The organism is Streptomyces sp. ST2-7A (assembly GCF_021390475.1).
Classification (GTDB): Bacteria; Actinomycetota; Actinomycetes; order Streptomycetales; family Streptomycetaceae; genus Streptomyces.
In genome coordinates this window covers 66,412-84,867 of the sequence record NZ_JAJUWS010000022.1, presented here as the reverse complement: position 1 = coordinate 84,867, position 18,456 = coordinate 66,412, and the positions used below count along the sequence as shown (strand labels likewise).

The window sequence follows — 18,456 nt, the reverse complement described above, 5'->3', positions numbered from 1 at the left end:
GACCACCCCTCAGTCGGCGAGTCGGGCCGTCACGGACCAGGCGATGCCGTCGAGGATGTCGTGCTCGCTCGCGATCACCTCACGGGCACCGGTCCGCTCCATGATCGTGTCCAGGATCAGCGCGCCGGCGCCGATCACGTCCACCCGGCCCGGGTGGACCACCGCCCGCTCGGCCCGCTCCGCGTGGGTGGAGGCCAACAGTCGGTCGGTGACCGCGCGGACGGTCTCCCGGTCGACGCGGGCGTGGTGGATGGCCTCGGAGTCGTACTCCGGCAGATCCAGCGCCAGGGCGGCCACGGTGGTGACCGAACCGGCCAGACCGATCAGGGTTCCCGCCTCCCCCAGCGACACCACCTCGGCCGCGCGGTCCAGGCCGGCCAGGATGTCCGCCCGCAGCGCCTCCCGACGCCCGGCGTCCACCGGCTCGACCGGGACCCCGTCGCGCACGAGGTGGCGCTCCGTCAGGCGCACGCAGCCGATGTCCACGCTGCGGCCGGCCCGCACCGCGCCGCCGAACTCCCCGAGCACGAACTCGGTGGACCCGCCTCCGATGTCCACCACCAGGGCGGGGCCGGGCAGGTCGTCACGGCCGACCAGTTCCCGGGTGGCGCCGGTGAAGGAGAGCCGCGCCTCCTCGTCACCGGTGATCACCTCGGGTTCGACACCCAGGATCTCCCGGACGCCGTTCACGAACTCCTCGCGGTTGGAGACGTCCCGGGAGGCGGAGGTGGCGACGAAGCGCAGTGCGCCGGTCGCCACGGCGTCGGCGCCCACACCGTGCCGCTCGAGCGCCTCGGCGTACTGCCGGCAGGCGGCGAAGGTGCGCTCCAGCGCCTCGGGGGCGAAGGCCCCGGTGCGGTCCACGCCCTGGCCGAGCCGGACGATCTCCATCCGGCGGTCCAGGTCGGTGAGGGTGCCGGTGACGGTGTCGATGTCGGCGATCAGCAGGCGGATGGAGTTGGTGCCGCAGTCCACGGCGGCGACCCGGTGGATGGTCATCGATCCCCTCGCGTTTCCCCGGTGATGTCGGGAGTCCCGGTGATGTCGGGAGTCCCGGTGATGTCGGGAGTCCCGGTGGTGTCGGCGGTTCCGGTGATGTCGGCGGTCCCGGGCCCGGTTCCGGCCGGGACGCAGGGTCCCTTCCGCCACCACTCGGGCAGCATGGCCAGTGCCTCGTCCCCCAGTGGGTTGACGCCGGGCCCCGCGACGAGGGAGTGCCCCACCAGTACGTGCAGGCACTTGACCCGATCGGGCATCCCGCCGGCGCTGGGGAAGCCCTCCAGCACCTCGATGGCGTCGCGGCGGGCGAGGTAGTCCTCGTGGGCGCGGCGGTAGGCGGCGGCGAGGTCGGGGTCACCGGCCAGCCGCTCGTTCATCTCCCGCATCACGCCCTCGGACTCCAGGGTGCCGATCGCGGAGGCCGCCCGGGGGCAGGTGAGGTAGTAGGTGGTGGGGAAGGGAGTGCCGTCCTCCAGGCGGGGGGCGGTCTCCACCACGTCCGGGTTGCCGCACGGGCAGCGGTGGGCGATGGCGCGCAGCCCGCGCGGGGGCCGTCCCATCTGCTCGCGGAAGGCCGCGATGTCCGCCTCGGTGGGCGGCTGCGACTCGGTCTGCGGGGGTGGGGTGTGCATGACGGGTGGGGTGTCTCCTCGATCGTTCCGACGGCCCGCGACGATCCACGACGGCCGCCCCCGGGCTCTGCGGGCCGGCGGGCTCGGCCGATCCCCGCGGGACCCTTCGGGTTCAGCGGGACCGGTCGGCGCGGTCCACGCCGTCCCAGAGGTTGTCATACCAGGGGCGGGCGACGGCGCCGCGCCCGCGATCGGCGCGTTCGGGTTCCTCGACCGCTTCGGCGGCCTCGGGCATCACGAAGCCGTACTCGCCGGGCCGTACCCAGTGCAGGTGACGGCGGGCCTGTTGTTCGACGTAGGCGGGGTCCTGCCAGCGGGCCTTCTCGTCGCGCAGTTGTTCGACGCGCTCGCGAGCCTCCTCCGCCAACCGCTCCTGCTCGGCGATCTCCGAGCGCTGGGAGATGTACTGGCGCAGCGGGTAGGCCAGGGCCACCGCCAGCGCGCAGACCACCAGGGCCAGCAGCGCGGCCCGTCCGGTCAACCGACCCCGACGGGCGGGGCGGCGCAGACGGCGGCTCTGCGCACGGTAGACCCGGGCCGCGGCCTGCTCGCCCAGCACCTTGATGCGGGTCGTGGTGGAGAACCTGCCCCGCCCCTCGGCCACCCGCTCCTCCTCCGTCGGTCTCCCTCGGTCCCCGGTGCCCGGGCGGGGCCGAACCTCCCGGTCCGAACATGCCGAACGGCCCGAACAACCGTCCCCGGCCACCGTACGGGACGGTGACCGGGGACGGGACGGCGACAGGCTGCCGGGGCGGCGGGAGGCGGCGTCGGGGGGCGGGCGCGTCCCGGTCGGCCGGCGGGGGGTGTCAGCCCTGCGGGCGGAAGCGCGGGAAGGCGCTGCGACCGGCGTAGACGGCGGCGTCCTCCAGCAGCTCCTCGATGCGCAGCAGCTGGTTGTACTTGGCGACGCGCTCGGAACGGGCCGGGGCACCGGTCTTGATCTGGCCGCAGTTGGTGGCGACGGCCAGGTCGGCGATGGTGACGTCCTCGGTCTCGCCGGAGCGGTGGGACATCATGCAGGTGTAGCCGCTGCGGTGGGCCAGCTCGACGGCGTCCAGGGTCTCGGTCAGGGAACCGATCTGGTTGACCTTGACCAGCATGGAGTTGGCGATCTTCCCGTCGATGCCGCGCTGGAGCCGCTCGGGGTTGGTGACGAACAGGTCGTCACCGACCAGCTGGACGCGCTCGCCCAGGCGGGCGGAGATCTTCGCCCAGCCGTCCCAGTCGTCCTCGAACAGCGGGTCCTCGATGGAGACCAGCGGGTAGGCGTCGACCAGCTCGGCGTAGTAGTCGGTCATCTCCTCGGCGGTCCGGGACCGGCCCTCGAACTCGTAGGAGCCGTCCTTGTGGAACTCGGAGGCGGCGACGTCCAGGGCCAGGGCGATGTCCTGGCCGGGGGTGTAACCGGCGCCCTTGATGGCCTCGAGGATCAGGTCCAGGGCCTCGCGGTTGGAGCCCAGGTCGGGGGCGAAGCCGCCCTCGTCGCCCAGGCCGGTGCCCAGACCGCGCTCCTTGAGCACGGACTTGAGCTTGTGGTAGACCTCCGTGCCCCAGCGCAGCGCCTCGGAGAAGGACTCCGCGCCGATCGGGGCGATCATGAACTCCTGGATGTCCACGTTGGAGTCGGCGTGCGACCCACCGTTGAGGATGTTCATCATCGGGACCGGCAGCACGTGGGCGTTGGGGCCACCCAGGTACCGGAAGAGAGGCAGGTCGGCGGAGACCGACGCGGCGTGGGCGATCGCCAGTGAGACACCGAGGATGGCGTTGGCACCCAGCGAGGACTTGTCGGGGGTGGCGTCCAGGTCGAGCATGGCCTGGTCGATCAGGCGCTGCTCGGAGGCGTCGTAGCCCAGCAGCTCCGGGCCGATCTGGTCGCTGACGGCGAGAACGGCCTTCTCCACGCCCTTGCCGTTGTAGCGCTCGGGGTCCTTGTCCCGCAGCTCGAGGGCCTCGAAGGCGCCGGTGGAGGCGCCGGAGGGCACCGCCGCGCGGCCGGTGCTGCCGTCGTCGAGGCCGACCTCGACCTCGACGGTGGGGTTGCCTCGGGAGTCGAGGATTTCCCGGGCTACGACGACGTCGATGGACGGCACGCGGTTCTCCTTCGTGTGGTCGGTTTCCAGCGGTCCGAGCCTATCGGGCCGCCGGCCCCCCGGGCCCCGCCGGCTCGCCCCTCGGACGTCACCGCGCCGCCCCCGTGCCCCCCTTCGGGTGAATCACCGCAGGCGGGAGGGGGTGGAGCGGCAAGGCATCTTTTTGTTTACGAGGAGAAGAAAACCCGGTGCGGCGAAGCGCGACGTCCGGCCGGACCGTCGCGGGCCGCCGCACCGGGAGAGGACCCCGGGCGCATCCGCCCGGAGGGGCCGTCCCCGATCGGGGTGCCGATCGACTCGGCGATCGATGTCTCGATCGAGGTGTCGTTCGACCCGCCGATCGGCCGGGCCCGTCGAATCGACGATCAGACGTTCAGCTTCTGCCCGGGGAAGATCAGGTTCGGGTTGGAGCCGACGACGTCCTTGTTGGCCTCGTACACCTTCTGCCAGGTGGTGCCGTGGGCGGTGGCGATCTTGTGCAGGGTGTCGCCCGCGGCCACGGTGTAGTTGCCGGTCGCGGAGCGCTCGGTGCCGCGGTTGGCCTTCTGCCCGGAGTCGGAGGCCGCGGGGGCGCTCTGCTGCGGCTGCGCCTGCTGCTGGGGCTGCGCCTGCGGCTGGGACTGCTGCTGCGGGGCGGACTCGGCGGGGGCGCTCTGGCCGCCGCCGTTGGGGTTGACCTCGGCGGCGGGGCCACCCGCGGTCAGGCCGGCCACCACGCTGCAGTGCGGCCAGGCACCCGGGCCCTGCATCGAGAGCAGGCGCTCGGCGGTGGCGATCTGCTGGTCCTTGCCCGCCAGGTCGGCACGCGAGGCGTACCGGGTGCCACCGGCCGCCTCCCAACTGGACTGCGAGAACTGCAGGCCGCCGTAGTAGCCGTTGCCGGTGTTGATGGACCAGTTGCCGCCGGACTCGCACTGGGCGACGCGGTCCCAGGTGGCGACCGGGGCGGCGGAGGCGGCGGAGGCGCCCATGACGGGGATGGCCACGGCGGCGCCGGTGACACCGGCCGCCACGGCGAGACGGGTGGGCTTGGAGGGGCGACGGTGACGACCCTTACCGGAGAACAGCATGAGATTCCTTCTCACCGAACGCCTACGAGGTGAGCTGTCGGGTTCGGGCGTGGTGAGTTGCCCGGCCGGTGGAGGAACGCTTCTCGCGCTCCTCCGCCGGCTTCACCCCGAGCCGCTCCGGATGGACTCCGGACCGGCGACCTACCTGGGTCCCCCGCTCCTGCCTGCGGTGCTGACGCGTACGACGGCATGACCTCCGGACCGTCGGCAGGATTCGGCGTGCGGTCCAAGGTGCCCGTTGTGGAACGAGCGTGGCGACACTAGACACAGCGAGCATCACGATTCAAGAACAATCAAGATCGCGTCACGGACGACACTTGACGGGGGCGAGGCATTGTCACCGCAGGTCACAGACGATTCGAAGGAGTGGTACACACTCGCCACAACCGTATTACCACGAGACGATGGTCACACGATCAGCGCAGCCTCGAGCCGTCATATCGTCACAAAATGCCCGGCACCCCGAACGCCGGAAGACGCCCGGAAACTGACTTTTCCTCACCCCTGCACCCTTCGCGACATCACCCCAAAATGGACAATTGACCCGTACGGCCCGAGTCGCGAACCGCCGGTGCGCCCCGCGTGGTCGAAGCGTCGAGGGGCCTGCGGAGGCGGAGCACCCCCTGCCGCGCGCGCCGGCGCCGTCGTACGACCCGTCCCGGATGGTGTATGGCCCGCCCCCGGATGGGCCGGAGGACCCGGGACCAAGGTCCGGGAGACCGCCCGGAGTCGGGAGGACCGGGAACCGACCGGGGGCGGGAGGAAGGGGTCCGACCCCGCGGGGACCGACCGACGACCGGGAGAGCCGGGGCCCGGATCGCCGATGGGGTGCCGGTGGGGTGGGGCGCCGGTGGGTCGGCGCCGACAGGAGTCCGCCCCGGAGTCGGCACCGGAGTCGGCACCGCGGCCCGACGGAGGGGCGGGGAGGCCGGAACGGGCTCCACCCGATCCGGGAACCGGCCGGGCCCCGGGAACCGGCGTCGGGCACCGCCCGGAGTGGGCCGGGGAACACGGCGGTGGACCGGCACGGGGGAAGTGGCCGGGGAGGAACCGAAGGCGGGACGCCGGACCCGGGGGCCGCCGGGCGACCGGGCGTCGGGCGACCGGGCGCCGGGCGACCGGGCGCCGGGCGCCGGGCGAGAGGGCGCCGGGCGAGAGGGCGCCGGGCGAGAGGGCGCCGGGCGAGAGGGCGCCGGGCGAGAGGCGGTTGGGGAGGGCCGGCGGCCCCGGCCGTCCGGGGGGTGGGAGCGACCGGACGGTGGGAACACCGGCGCCCGGGGAAAGGGCCGGGAGAGCCCGGACCCACCACGGGAACCGAGGGCCGACGGGAGGGCCCGCCGGGGCCGCGAGGGCCCCGGCGGGACGGGGCCTCAGCCCTGCGTGCCGCCGGCCGCGCCCTCGTCCTCGAGGTCCTCGTCCACCTCGGTGTCGGCGTCCCCCGCCGCCCTGACGGTGGCTCCGGTGACACCCGAGGTGTCGAGGGTGAGCACCTGCCCCGGCACGATGCGGTCGGGGTCGGAGCCGATGAGGGTCTCGTTCGCCCGGTACAGGGCGCTCCAGCCACCGTCCACGGTCCGCTCGTCGGCGATGCCCTCCAGCGAGTCGCCCGGCAGCACCTCGTACACGGAGGGGTCGACCACGGTGCTCTCCGTCGCGTCGGCGGCGTCGTCGCCCGCGTCGCTGCTCTTCCCGTCGGTGCCGGAGCCCTTCCCGTTCCCGCCGGAGGGCTTGCCGTCGCCGGAAGCGCGCTCGGAGGTGTCACTCCGCTCGGCGTCCACCTCGGTGTCGGTGTCCACCGCGTCGCGATCGGCGGCGTGCCGGCCCGAGGAGGGCTCGTCGGCCCGGTCGGTCTCGTTCGGGTCGGGGATGCCGCGGTGCCGGCCGCCGGAGGAGGCCTCCGCGCTCTCCGCGGCGGACTCCCGCTCCTCGACTGCGGAGTCGCCGGCCGCCGGGACGACGCCGAGGCCATAGCCGGTGTCATCGACGATCGCCGAGATGTGGCGGGACCGCGAGGGCGCGGCGGCCTCGCCCTCCGCCTGCCGCTCGGCGGCCGCCTCCGCCTCCCGCGCCTCGCGCACCGCGCCCAGCAGGCCGCCGCTGTGCGCGCAGTCCGGGAAGGCACCGGGGCCCTGGTCGGCGAGGATGCGCTCGGCCACGGCTATCTGCTGGCCGCGGCTCGCGAGGTCCGGGGTGTCGGCGAACTCCTCGCCGCCGTATTCGATCCACAGCTTCAGCGGCAACTGCAGGCCACCGTAGTAGCCGTTGCCGGTGTCGGCGGTCCACTGACCGTCGCTCTCGCACAGGGCGACCCGATCCCAGGTCTCGCCGTCGACCGCCTGCGCCGCCCCCGCGCCGAGGAGGGGGAGTGCCGCGCCCGCGCCGGTGACGCCTGCGGCGACCAGGAACGCGGGGGCCTGACGAGGGCGACGATGACGACCGGACCCGGAAAGCATGACGAAGGCCTCTCGATGGAACCAAACGGACCCCGCGAGCATCACCCCGGGATCTCACCCGAAGCCGAACACCGTTGCGGTTGCGCCAGAACCTAGCCAAACCATGCGGCTCATCACAAGCCGATCCCGCATGGATCACGCGCAGATCACAATGTTGACGGAGCGTTACCCACCCGGAGGTCCTTTTCGCACCGGAATTCCACCGGCAGGGCGCGCAGACCCCGCATGATGAGCCCACCGCGCCACCGCAGTTCCGCCGGATCCGCGGCGAGCCGCAGGTCGGGGAGGCGGGTCAGGAGGGCGGACAGCGCGATGCGGCCCTCCAGCCGGGCCAGCGGGGCCCCGAGGCAGTAATGAACACCGTGACCGTATCCCAGGTGCTGTTGGTCACCCCGCGTCAGGTCCAACCGATCGGGCTCCGGGAAACGTTCGGGGTCCCGGTCGGCGGCCGCGAGCACCACCAGTACCGGGTCCCCGGTGTCGATCCGCTGCCCGCCGACCGTCAACGGTTCGCGGGCGAAACGCCAGGTGGCGATCTCCACCGGCCCGTCCCAGCGCAGCAGTTCCTCGACCGCGCGGTCCACCGCCGCCTCGTCGCCGGCTCGCACGGCGGCCCGCAGGTACTCCATCTGATCCGGGTGACGAAGCAGGGCATACACCCCGTTGCCAATCAGGTTGACGGTGGTTTCGAAGCCGGCGAACAACAGGATGAAGGCCATCGCGGCGGCTTCCTCGCCGGTGAGGTGCTCCCCGTCGTCCGAGGCCCGGATGAGGGCCGTGATGAGGTCGTCGCCCGGCTCGGCCCGCTTGCGGTCGATGAGTTCGGAGAGGTACGCCCGCATCCGCTTCACCGCCCGACCCACCCCGCCGCGCCTCCCGGCGGTGTGCAGCATCATCCCCGCCCAGTCGCGGAAGTCGTCGTGGTCCTCCTCCGGAACACCGAGGAGGTCGCAGATGGCGTAGATGGGCAGCGGAAAGGCGAACTCATGGATGAGGTCGGCCGACCCCCGACCGGCGAACCCGTCGATCAGGCGATCCGTCAGTTCCTCCACCCGGGGCGCGAAGGCCGCCACCCGGCGTGGGGTGAACGCGGCCGAGACCAGGCGGCGCAGCCGGGTGTGGTCCGGCGGGTCGATGTTGAGCAGATGGGTCATCAGGTTCGCACCTCGCTCCCCCGGGATGCCGACCCGGCCGCGCTCGTGCTCCGTCGGGCCGTGACGGTCGGGGTTCTTGCTCAACCGGGGGTCGGCCAGGGTGCGGCGGGCGTCCTCCCATCGGGTGACGAGCCAGGCGGAGACGCCGCTGGGGAGGGTCACCCGGCGCACAGGGGCGTTCTCGCGCAGCCAGGCGTAGGCGGGATAGGGGTCGGCGGCGAACTCGCGGCCGAACAGTTCGGGCACCGGGCCCGTGACCGGGCACCCGCCGGGGGCGGGGGATATCCCGCCGGTGGGGCGGGAACCGGCGGGCGACGACACCGCCGGGGCGCCGGGAGCGCCCGGGGAGGAGGGAGAGGAGGGGAACGGACACGACACGCCTCGACCGTATCCCCCACCGGCGGGACGGCGGGACCGGGGCGGCCACGGAGCCGGGGGCGGGGCGGGAGCGGGGCGGGAGCGGGGGCACCGTTCCCGATCACATTGACGGTGGTGTCGAGGCCGGCGAACAGAAGGATGAAGGCCATCGGCCCGGACCCGGGGCGGGAGCCGGGGACCGACGGGAGCGGGAGCTCGGCGATCCGGGATCCGGGGCATGCCCCACCGCGGTCCACCTCGCCGGAGAGCGGGGACCACCCGGGGGCGCGCCGTCCCGGAGGGGAACCTCCCACCACCGGCCGTCGTCGGCCCGCCCGCGTCCCCGTCGGGGCCGTCTCCGGTTCGTCGGTCGGGGGCCCGGTCCGGTCCCCGCCGACACGCGGCCTCCCACCGGCGGGCCCCACGGGACCGGCGAACAGGGGGGCGAGGGGCGCGCGCCCCGGTGGCTCAGCGCACGGGCCGGCCGGCCCGATCCGGCAGCACCGCCGAGACCCGGAAGCCGCCCTCCGGGGTGGCCCCGCAGACGAAGCCGCCCCCCAGCGCCCTGACCCGTTCCCTCATGCCGACCAGACCGTTGCCGCCGCTGGGCAGCACCGGGTCGGTGTCGGAGGCGTCCGGCGGCGGGTCGTTGCGGACCTGAACGGCCAACTCCTCCTCGCGGTGGGCCACCCGCACCAGCGTGGACGCGCCGGCGGCGTGCTTGTGCACGTTGGTCAGCGCCTCCTGGACCACCCGGTAAGCGGTCCGCTCCACCACCGGCGGGTGCTCGCGCACGGTCCCCTCCATCGAGAGCCGCACCTCCATGCCCGCCGCCCGGGACTGCGCGACGAGATCGGAGAGGTCGCACAGGCGGGGGCCGGTGTCCGCCGGATCGGTGAAACCGTCCGAATCGGCGCCGTAGCCGCCCGCACCGTGCCCGCCGGAACGCGGGGAGGCCGGGGCTCCCGACCCCGGTGATCCCCCGTCGTCGGCGGGGTCCCCGCCGGTGCCGGTGCCGGGCGCGGAGCGGGCCGTGTCGGCACCGCGGCCGGAGTCGTCGCCGGGGGGACGATCGCCGGAGGAGGTGCCCTCGGAGGGCCCGGGTTCCCCGTCGGGGCCCGTACGGGGGTCGGAGTCCGGGGCACCGCCGGCCGGGGGCACCGACCGGCGCCCGGTACCCGGGCCCGGGGCGCCGATCGCCGTGTCGTCGACCGACCCGGTCTCGTCCGCCCGCAGCACGCCCAACATGGTGCGCAACTCGGTGAGCGCCCGGCGACCCATGTCGCCGATGAGGCCGGCGTTCTCCGCCGCCCGCTCCGGGTCCTCCCGGACCACGGCCGCCAGTGCCGCCGAGTGCACCACCATGAGCGAGACGCGGTGGGCCACCACGTCGTGCATCTCCCGGGCTATCCGGGTGCGTTCCTCCCGGCGTGCCCATTCGGCCCGCTCCCCGGCCCGTTCGGCGAGGAGCGCCAGCTCCCGTTCCAGACCGTCGGCGCGCTCGCGCAGCGACTCCACCAACCGGCGCCGCGCCCGCACGTACAGGCCGAGCAGGACCGGCGGGAAGACGGTCAGCATCGCGAACATCGTCGAGACGAGCAGGATGAACCAGGTCGGCAGGCCCTGATCCCGGTACAGGTCACCGCCGTCCAGGGAGAGCACGGAGACCAGGATCGAGCCCAGCCCGACCATGCCCGCGAAGCAGGCGACCATCCGGCGCGGCACCTCGGAGGTGGCCAGGGTGTAGAGGCCGACGAAGGCCATCACCCAGCCCATCTGGGCGGGGAGCACCGCGATGGCGATCAGGATGACGGCCACCGGGGAGCGGCGGCGCAGTACCAGCAACGACCCGGCGAGCGCGCCGAACAGCATGACCGGCGGCGCCGGGAGACCGGCACGGCTCGCGAAGACGATGCCCTGGACGGCGCATTCGACGACGGAGATCAGGGCGAGCCCGATGTCGAGCAGCGCGCCGCGCCGTCGGGACCACCACAGGAATCCCGACGGTGACCGGGAGGGGCCGTCCCCGGCCCCGGAAGCGCGCGCGTCGGCGCGTCGCGGCTCCACCCCCGTTTCCGTCATGGACACCAGACTACGACCGCTTGTCGACCCCTTTTCGGGTGACCCGGTGGAGGTACGGGGAGGACGGCGCGCGGCGCTCCCGACCTCGGGTAGGGTCTGTGCTGCGATCCGCCGTGGGGTAACCGGTAGCCCGCAGGACTTTGAATCCTTGTAGTGCTGGTTCGAATCCAGCCGGCGGAGCCATGGCCGGGGCCGGGTTTCCCGGCCCTTCGGCATTTCCGACCCCCGTACCGGTGCGGGGGTCGCTCCGCCGTCGTCCGCGGGTCGTCCCGTCCGGTGCTCGCGGGGCCGGTGCCGCCCGGCCCGCCGTGCCCGGGACGGACGCGTCCCGTTCCGTGACGCCCGGACCGCCTCCCGTCCTCCCCCGCGCCCTCCGACGCCCGGGGAAACCGCCCACCCGGGGTCGGCACGCCCGATGTCGGCACGGCCGGGTCAGCGCACCCCGCCGCGCAGCCGCTGCACGCACAGTCGCTCGTCCTCGCGCAACTGGGCCAGGACGGGGTCGCGCGGGTCCAGGTCGGCGGCGAGGTCGTGGAGCAATCGCCGGATCTCCGGCAGCGCGCGGGCGTACTGGCCGGTGTCCAGGAGGGTGGCCGCGTACTGCTTGCGCAGCGAGCGCACCACCCGGGAGGAGTCCCCGTGCCGGGCCGTCGCCACCGGCACCGCGTGGCTGAGCAGCTCCGCCACCCGGGTGTACTCGCCGACCGCCAGCAGACGCTTGACCTCGCCGATGGTGGCGGCCAACTCCGGGTCCGGGTGCGGGCCGCCGGCGGGGCGCACCGGCGGCCAGGGTGCCAGGGGGCGGCGGAACGGGCGGGTGGGGTCCATCGGCACGGCCGCGCCCGGCGGCGCCTCCGGATCGGGCCGCTCCAGCAGCGGCTCCAGTTCGGCGAAGAGGGCGTGCGCGTCGACGGGGCGTCGCTCGGGTTCGCGGTCGAGCAGCCGGTGCAGCAGGCGGGGCAGCTCCTCCGGCACGCCCGGACGCAGCGAGGCGGCGGGCTCGGGTTCCTCGTGCAGCTTGCGGTAGAGCAGGCCGGTGGCGTTGCCGGCGGTGAACGGGACCCGTCCGGTGAGCAGTTCGTAGCCGATCACGCCCAGCGCGTACAGGTCGGCGGGGGGCCCGGCGGGGGTGCCGCCCAGGGCCTGTTCGGGCGCCATGTACAGAGGGGTGCCCAACAGGATGCCGGTGCGGGTGAGGCGGGTGTCCTCGTCCTCGCGGACCGCCGCGATGCCCAGGTCGAGAACGGTGACCCGGCCGTCGGGTCGGACCATCGCGTTGCCGGGCTTGAGGTCCCGGTGCACGATGCCCCCGCTGTGGACGGCGACCAGCGCCGAGGCGAGCTGCGCGAGCACCGCCACCGTCCACGACCACGGATAGGGCTCGTTCTCGGCCCGGTGGTCGGCGAGGTCGGAGCCCTCGATGAGCTGCATGACCAGGTAGAGCCAGTCCTCCTCGGCGCCGGCGTCGTGCACGGCGACCAGGGAGGGGTGGTCCAGCCGGGCGGTGGCCCGGGCCTCGCGCAGGAAGCGGCGCCGCAGTTCCTCGGGCTCCGCGGTGCCGGTCACGGCGGCGAGGCGGCCGGAGTGCATGAGTTTGACGGCGACCCGTCGGCCGCCCAGGGCCGTGTCGCGGCCGGCCCAGACCTCCCCCATGCCGCCCTTGCCGAGCGGTTCGCCGAGTTGGTAGCGGCCGGCCAGGAGCCGAGGGGTCACCGCTGGTCCCCGCCGCGCAGCCAGTCGTCGAGCTCGTCGAGTTCGGAGGCGACCTGACGCATCCGGTGGGAGGCGGGCGTCGGGGCGTCGGACGGGAGCGACGGCTCCGCGGGGACGGGACCGGAGGCGGACTTGCCGAGGGGAACGGCGCCGCCGGGGGGTGCGGCGGGGGCCGGACCGGGCGCCCGGTGGGGGACCGGGACCGTCGGCGGGGCCGCGTGGCCGGGGACGGACGCGGGGGGCCTGCCGGACGGCGTCGGCGCGGGCGACGGCGCGGACATCCGGACGGGGGTCGAGGGGGGCGGCGAGGAGGGGACGGGGGTCGAGGTGTGGAACGGCGCCGGGCCGCCGAGGGGGCCGGTCGGGCCGGGCTGGGGGGCCCGCGTCCCCGACACGCCCACCGGTCCCGACACGCCCGGCGTGCCGGGACCGGGATAGCCATAGGCCGGGCCGGTGTGGAAGTGGTGGCCGATGGGCCCGGGGTAGCCGGCGGGCGGGGTGTCCCGGTGGCGTCGGTGCTTCTGCACCGCCATGTCGCCGAGGATGGCGTGCAGCGCGGCCCCACCCATGTGCGCCAGCATGAACAACACCGCGAACCAGTAGGCGAAGGGGCCGTCCACGGCCTCGTCCGGGGACTCCGCGAGCACCACGATGTAGGTCAGGGTGGTCGTGACCCAGACGCAGAGCACCACCCAGTCCCGGTTGCGGCGGCCCTGGAGGGCCATTCTCAGCGAGGGGACCCAGGCGAGTATCCCGAGCGAGACGATCGGTACGCAGGCGAGGAGCAGGCGTGGGACGACCACCCGGGGACCGGTGTACAGGGGCCTCGGCGCCGGTGTGAAAGCGGGTCCGGACGGCTGACCGTACATCGGCGCTTCCTCCCTCCCCTTCGGTGGTTGCGCGACACGCTCCCCCATGACAGGGGACACGATGAGGATATCGCTGTCCGGGGCCGCCGTCCGCCGCTCGGCGAGGGGAGGGGCGGGGAGCGGACGAAGGGGGCGGGGGCGCGCCGACAGCGGGTCGGTCGGGGCGGGGCGGGGGCGTTGGAGGGTGCCGGGGGTCGGTGGGATGTCGGCGGCCCCGGGCCCGGGCTCCCCGACCGGACCCGGGGTGATCGGGCCCGGGGGCGGTCCCCGGGGCGCCGGAACACGCCGGAGCCGAGCCGATCGGTCCCCCCGGGCCCTCGGATCGGCCGGTCACCGGACCGACCGGCCCCCGCCCGGCCGGTCAGCCGCCGGCGACGGTGGTGAGGAACTCCCCGGTCCAGGCCAGCAGCGCCCGTCCGATCACCGGCTTGCCGCCCACCCGCGCCGTCATCGGACGCGGCACCAGCACCTGCCCCGTCGTCGGTTTGACGGTCGATCCCGGGTAGAGCCGCTTGAGACGCAGCTCCCGCGATTCCGCCAGATCCACCGGCGCGAACCGCACCTTGTTGCCCTGGAGGGTGATCTCGGCGACCCCGCAGGAGCGGGCCAGCATCCGCAGCCCGGCCACCAACAGCAGGTTCTCCACCGGTTCGGGCAGCTTGCCGTAGCGGTCGGTCAACTCCTCGCGGACCGCCACGACATCCTCCTCGGTGGTCGCCGCCGCGATCGCCCGGTACGCCTGCAGGCGCAGCCGCTCGCCGGGCGCGTACTCGTGCGGGACGTGCGCGTCCACCGGCAGTTCGATCCGCACCTCCGCCGGCTGCTCCTCCACCGCGCCCCCACCGGCCTCCAGCGAGGCCCGGTAGTCGGCCACCGCCTCGCCGACCATCCGCACGTACAGGTCGAAGCCGACCCCGGCGATGTGCCCGGACTGCTCTGCGCCCAGCATGTTTCCGGCGCCCCGGATCTCCAGGTCCTTCATCGCCACGTACATGCCCGCGCCCATCTCGGTGTGCTGCGCGATGGTCGCCAGTCGTTCGTGGGCGGTCTCGGTGAGCGGGCGCTCCGGCGGGTACAGCAGGTAGGCGTACCCGCGTTCCCGGCCGCGCCCGACCCGGCCGCGCAACTGGTGCAGTTGGGACAGGCCGAAGGTGTCGCCGCGCTCCACGATCAGGGTGTTGGCGTTGGAGATGTCGATGCCGGACTCCACGATGGTGGTGGAGACCAGCACGTCGAACCGCTTCTCCCAGAAGTCCACCACCACCCGCTCCAGCGCCTGTTCGGACATCTGGCCGTGCGCGATGGCGATGCGGGCCTCGGGCACGATGCGGCGCAGCCGGGAGGCGGCGCGGTCGATCGACTCCACCCGGTTGTGGATGTAGAAGACCTGTCCCTCGCGCAGTAGTTCGCGGCGGAGCGCGGCGCCGATCTGCTTTTCGTCGTACGGGCCGACGAAGGTCAGCACCGGGTGCCGCTCCTCGGGCGGGGTGGTGATGGTGGACATCTCCCGGATGCCGGTGACCGCCATCTCCAGGGTGCGCGGGATCGGCGTCGCGGACATGGTGAGCACGTCCACGTTGGCCCGCAGCTTCTTCAGCTGCTCCTTGTGCTCGACGCCGAAGCGCTGCTCCTCGTCGACGATCACCAGGCCGAGGTCCTTGAACCGGGTGTCCGAGGAGAACAGGCGGTGGGTGCCGATGACCACGTCCACCGAGCCGTCCCGCAGCCCTTCCAGCACCGCCTTCGACTCGGTCTCGGACTGGAACCGGGAGAGCGCCCGCACGATCACCGGGAACTGCCGGTACCGCTCGGTGAAGGTGTTGAAGTGCTGCTGGACCAGCAGTGTGGTCGGCACCAGCACCGCCACCTGCTTGCCGTCCTGCACCGCCTTGAACGCGGCGCGCACCGCGATCTCGGTCTTGCCGTAGCCGACGTCGCCGCAGATCAGCCGATCCATCGGGACCGACTTCTCCATGTCCTCCTTGACCTCGCCGATGGTGGTCAGCTGATCGGGGGTCTCGGCGTACGGGAAGGCGTCCTCCAGCTCCCGCTGCCAGGGGGTGTCCGGGCCGAAGGTGTGGCCGGGCGCGGCCATCCGCGCCGAGTACAGCTTGATCAGGTCGGCGGCGATCTCCCGGACCGCCTTGCGCGCCCGGGCCTTGGTCTTCGCCCAGTCCGCCCCGCCCAGGCGGTGCATCGAGGGCGCCTCGCCGCCGACGTACCGGGTGACCTGGTCGAGCTGGTCGGTGGGCACGAACAGCCGGTCGCCGGGCTGGCCGCGCTTGGCCGGCGCGTACTCCACCAGCAGGTACTCGCGGGTGGCGCCCTGCACGGTGCGCTGCACCATCTCCACGTACCGGCCCACGCCGTGCTGCTCGTGGACGATGAAGTCGCCCGGCCGCAGGGTCAGCGGGTCCAGGGTCTTGCGGCGCCGCGCGGGCATCCGCTGCCCCTTGGCCACGCCCCGCCGGCCGGTCAGGTCGGTCTCGGTGAGGACGGCCAGTCGCAGCTGCGGGGCGACGAAGCCGTTCTCCACCGAGCCGCAGGTCACGTGCACCACCGACGGGTCGATGGCACCGTCCAGCGAGGGGTCCAGCCGGGCCGCGATACCCTCGCCGCCCAGCACCTCCACGGTCCGGCCGGCCGGGCCGTGGCCCTCGGTCAGGTAGACCACCCGCCAGCCCTCGGAGAGCCAGCCCTTGGTGTCGGCCAGCGCGCGGGCGGTGTCACCGCCGTAGCTCTCCGGCACCCGCAGCCCGGTGCGCAGGGTGTCCCCGCCGTCCGCGCCGGGGCCCTCGTCGGTGTCGTCCGCCGTCGGGTCGGTGGCGAACGGCGAGATCGACCACCACATCAGGCCCAGTTCGCGGGCCCGCTCGCGGATCTCGGCGATCGAGCGCAGCGAGGCGGGGCCGACGTCGATGGGGGCCTCCCCGCCGCCGGCGCCGGCCGCCCAGGAGGCGGCCAGGAACTCCTGGCTGGTGGAGACCAGGTCGGCCGCCCGGGTGCGGACCCGCTCGGGGTCGCAGACCACCGCCATCGAGTCGGCCGGCAGCACGTCCAGCAGCAGCTCCATCTCGTCCACCAGCACCGGCGCCAGGGACTCCATGCCCTCCACCGCGATGCCCTCGGCGATCTTCCCCAGCAGCTCGTCCAGCTCCGGGTGTTCCTCGGCGAGCGCCGCCGCCCGCGCCCGGACCTCCGGGGTGAGCAGCAACTCACGGCAGGGCGGGGCCCACAGGCCGTGCTCGGCGACCTCCAGTGAGCGCTGGTCGGCGACCTTGAAGTACCGGATCTCCTCGATGTCGTCGCCCCAGAACTCCACCCGCAGCGGGTGCTCCTCGGTGGGCGGGAAGACGTCCAGGATGCCGCCGCGCACGGCGAACTCGCCGCGCTTCTCGACCAGCTCCACCCGGCTGTACGCGGCGGCGCCCAGCGCCTCGACGACCTCCGCGAGGTCGGCGGTACCGCCGGTGCGCAGCGCCACCGGCTCGAGCTCGCCCAAGCCCTTGACCTGCGGCTGGAGCACCGAGCGGATGGGGGCGACGAGAACCTTCACGGGGCCGGCGGCGGGGTCGTCGGTCCCGGGGTGGGCGAGCCGGCGGAGCACGGCCAGCCGACGGCCGACGGTGTCCGAGCGGGGGGAGAGCCGCTCGTGCGGCAGGGTCTCCCAGGAGGGGAACTCGACCACGCCGTCGGCGGGGAGCAGCGAACGCAGCGCGGCGGCGAGGTCCTCGGCCTCCCGGCCGGTGGCGGTGACCGCCAGCACCGTGCGGTCGGTGCCCCGGGCCAGGGCCGCCACCGCGAAGGGGCGGACGGCCGGGGGACCGACGAGGTCCACGTGCGAGCGCCGGCCGGCCGCCGCGGCCCGGACCGCCTCGTCGAGGGCGGCATCTTCCACGACGGCGTCGAGCAGGCCGTGCAGACTCATGAGGAGACCATCCCGGATGGGGAGCGGGGAAACACGCGAAAGGCCCGACACGTGGAACGGGCCGGGGTTCCCACCCTACGCCCGCCCGGCGACACCCGGCGCCCGACGCCGGTACCGGGTGTCGGACCGACGCGATCTGTTCACCCGACGACCGGGATCACTCGATGATCAGGAAGTCGTCGACATCGAGTTCCACCGGCCGACCCGGCCCGTCCGACCCCCGGTTTCCGGGATCCGCCGGGAACCCCGACCCCGCCCGCACCACCTCCGGCACGACGAAGGTCTCCCCCGACGGGTACACGGCGCGGGAGCGGTACTCGCCGCCCCGGGGATCGGCGAAGACCACCACCTCCCGCCGCCGGCGGTCCCCCACCACGTACACGGGCACACCCGCGGCGGCGTAACTCTGCGGCTTGGCCGTCAGGTCGGTGATCCGGTTGCTCGAGGTGATCTCCACGACCATGCGGAAGACCTCCGGCTCGCAGCAGTTGAACGCGACCACGTGCTTGCCGAAGCCGACCCCCACCACGGCCAGGTCCGGCACCGCGTAGTCCTCTTCGCCGGTGGGCAACCACAACCCGACCCCCTGCACCACCTCGGTGCCGTGGCCCTGGAACGGTGCCAGAGCGAAGGTCAGGCGGGTGAGGGAGCGGGCGTGCCCGGAGTCCGGTGGCGGGGTCACGACGAGGCGCCCTCCGACGATTTCCACGCGGTGACCGGGCAGGGAGTCGTACAACCCCTCGGCCGCGTCCAGCAGAGGGGTGCCGGTACGGGGTCCGACCACGGTCATCGCCACATCCGGTCTCCTGTCGTGCTCACGGGTCACCGCACTCACTCCCGATCGTAGGATCGCTCGGATCCGCTTCCCCCGATTCTGTCCCCCATCGGGAGGGCGCGCAGTGGTGTGCCGGGAGCGCGCGGGGGTGGCCGCGCCCCGTCTCTCCCCGCGCCGGCCGGATGGCCCCGGCCGGCTTCCCCCGGTGTCCCCGGTGCCGTCGGCGGTGCGGGGCCGGCCCCGCACGACCCGGGGAGCGGTACTCGCCGCCCCGGGTTCCGCGCCCGCACCCGCGCTTCACCCGGCGCCGGCCGGGGCGGAGCCCACCACC

The 18,456-nt window shown here is 74.0% G+C and carries 10 protein-coding genes, 1 tRNA gene, 1 pseudogene and 1 riboswitch; of the genes and pseudogenes, 1 reads left to right on the top strand and 11 read right to left on the bottom strand.

The window, feature by feature from the left end; all coding sequences use genetic code 11:
• Nucleotides 1-9 precede the first annotated feature (9 nt).
• The 8 genes and pseudogenes from LZF96_RS15055 to LZF96_RS15015 all read right to left on the bottom strand — a co-directional run bounded on the left by LZF96_RS15055 (nucleotide 10) and on the right by LZF96_RS15015 (nucleotide 10,840).
• On the bottom strand, nucleotides 10-993 hold the full coding sequence (locus tag LZF96_RS15055; protein ID WP_308294210.1) for a Ppx/GppA phosphatase family protein: 984 nt from the start codon (nucleotides 991-993) through the stop codon (nucleotides 10-12).
• A gap of 125 nt (nucleotides 994-1,118) precedes the next feature.
• Nucleotides 1,119-1,631: pseudogene (locus LZF96_RS15050) on the bottom strand (DUF501 domain-containing protein); the annotation flags it as partial.
• A gap of 112 nt (nucleotides 1,632-1,743) precedes the next feature.
• Nucleotides 1,744-2,235 carry a septum formation initiator family protein gene (locus LZF96_RS15045; RefSeq protein WP_233871745.1) on the bottom strand — a complete coding sequence of 164 codons (492 nt, stop codon included), beginning with the start codon at nucleotides 2,233-2,235 and terminating at the stop codon, nucleotides 1,744-1,746.
• A 202-nt stretch (nucleotides 2,236-2,437) separates the two neighbouring features.
• The gene (gene eno, locus LZF96_RS15040; RefSeq protein WP_233871742.1) at nucleotides 2,438-3,724 is read right to left on the bottom strand and encodes a phosphopyruvate hydratase; all 1,287 of its coding nucleotides are present in this window, start codon (nucleotides 3,722-3,724) and stop codon (nucleotides 2,438-2,440) included.
• A gap of 365 nt (nucleotides 3,725-4,089) precedes the next feature.
• Nucleotides 4,090-4,794, bottom strand: coding sequence for a transglycosylase family protein (locus LZF96_RS15035; RefSeq protein ID WP_233871739.1), 705 nt, complete (start codon nucleotides 4,792-4,794; stop codon nucleotides 4,090-4,092).
• A gap of 3 nt (nucleotides 4,795-4,797) precedes the next feature.
• A riboswitch (cyclic di-AMP (ydaO/yuaA leader) is annotated at nucleotides 4,798-4,976 on the bottom strand.
• Between the two features lie 1,188 nt (nucleotides 4,977-6,164).
• Complete coding sequence (locus tag LZF96_RS15025; protein ID WP_233871733.1) at nucleotides 6,165-7,247, bottom strand: transglycosylase family protein; 1,083 nt, start codon at nucleotides 7,245-7,247, stop codon at nucleotides 6,165-6,167.
• Nucleotides 7,248-7,393: 146 nt separating this feature from the next.
• Nucleotides 7,394-8,722 (bottom strand): cytochrome P450, encoded by a 1,329-nt coding sequence (locus LZF96_RS15020; protein ID WP_374203243.1) that lies wholly within the window; start codon nucleotides 8,720-8,722, stop codon nucleotides 7,394-7,396.
• A gap of 504 nt (nucleotides 8,723-9,226) precedes the next feature.
• Entirely contained in the window at nucleotides 9,227-10,840 is a 1,614-nt protein-coding gene (locus LZF96_RS15015) for a histidine kinase (protein ID WP_233871730.1), read from the bottom strand.
• A gap of 107 nt (nucleotides 10,841-10,947) precedes the next feature.
• On the opposite strand from LZF96_RS15015, the gene LZF96_RS15010 reads away from it, so the two are divergent.
• Nucleotides 10,948-11,023: transfer RNA gene (locus tag LZF96_RS15010), tRNA-Gln, on the top strand.
• Between the two features lie 249 nt (nucleotides 11,024-11,272).
• On the opposite strand, the gene LZF96_RS27370 is transcribed toward LZF96_RS15010, so the two are convergent.
• The 3 genes from LZF96_RS27370 to LZF96_RS14990 all read right to left on the bottom strand — a co-directional run bounded on the left by LZF96_RS27370 (nucleotide 11,273) and on the right by LZF96_RS14990 (nucleotide 18,176).
• Nucleotides 11,273-13,756, bottom strand: coding sequence for a protein kinase (locus LZF96_RS27370; protein ID WP_374203240.1), 2,484 nt, complete (start codon nucleotides 13,754-13,756; stop codon nucleotides 11,273-11,275).
• Between the two features lie 27 nt (nucleotides 13,757-13,783).
• Nucleotides 13,784-17,350 (bottom strand): transcription-repair coupling factor, encoded by a 3,567-nt coding sequence (mfd, locus tag LZF96_RS14995; protein WP_233871721.1) that lies wholly within the window; start codon nucleotides 17,348-17,350, stop codon nucleotides 13,784-13,786.
• Nucleotides 17,351-17,507: 157 nt separating this feature from the next.
• A complete protein-coding gene (locus tag LZF96_RS14990; RefSeq protein WP_233871718.1) occupies nucleotides 17,508-18,176 on the bottom strand; it encodes a Uma2 family endonuclease in 669 nt (222 codons plus the stop codon).
• Nucleotides 18,177-18,456 lie beyond the last annotated feature (280 nt).

Excerpts from the sequence above, each read along its gene's own strand:
- mfd (WP_233871721.1), bottom strand. The coding sequence starts at position 17,350 with ATGAGTCTGCACGGCCTGCTCGACGCCGTCGTGGAAGATGCCGCCCTC.
- LZF96_RS15025 (WP_233871733.1), bottom strand. The coding sequence starts at position 7,247 with ATGCTTTCCGGGTCCGGTCGTCATCGTCGCCCTCGTCAGGCCCCCGCG.
- LZF96_RS15015 (WP_233871730.1), bottom strand. The coding sequence starts at position 10,840 with ATGACGGAAACGGGGGTGGAGCCGCGACGCGCCGACGCGCGCGCTTCC.
- LZF96_RS15035 (WP_233871739.1), bottom strand. The coding sequence starts at position 4,794 with ATGCTGTTCTCCGGTAAGGGTCGTCACCGTCGCCCCTCCAAGCCCACC.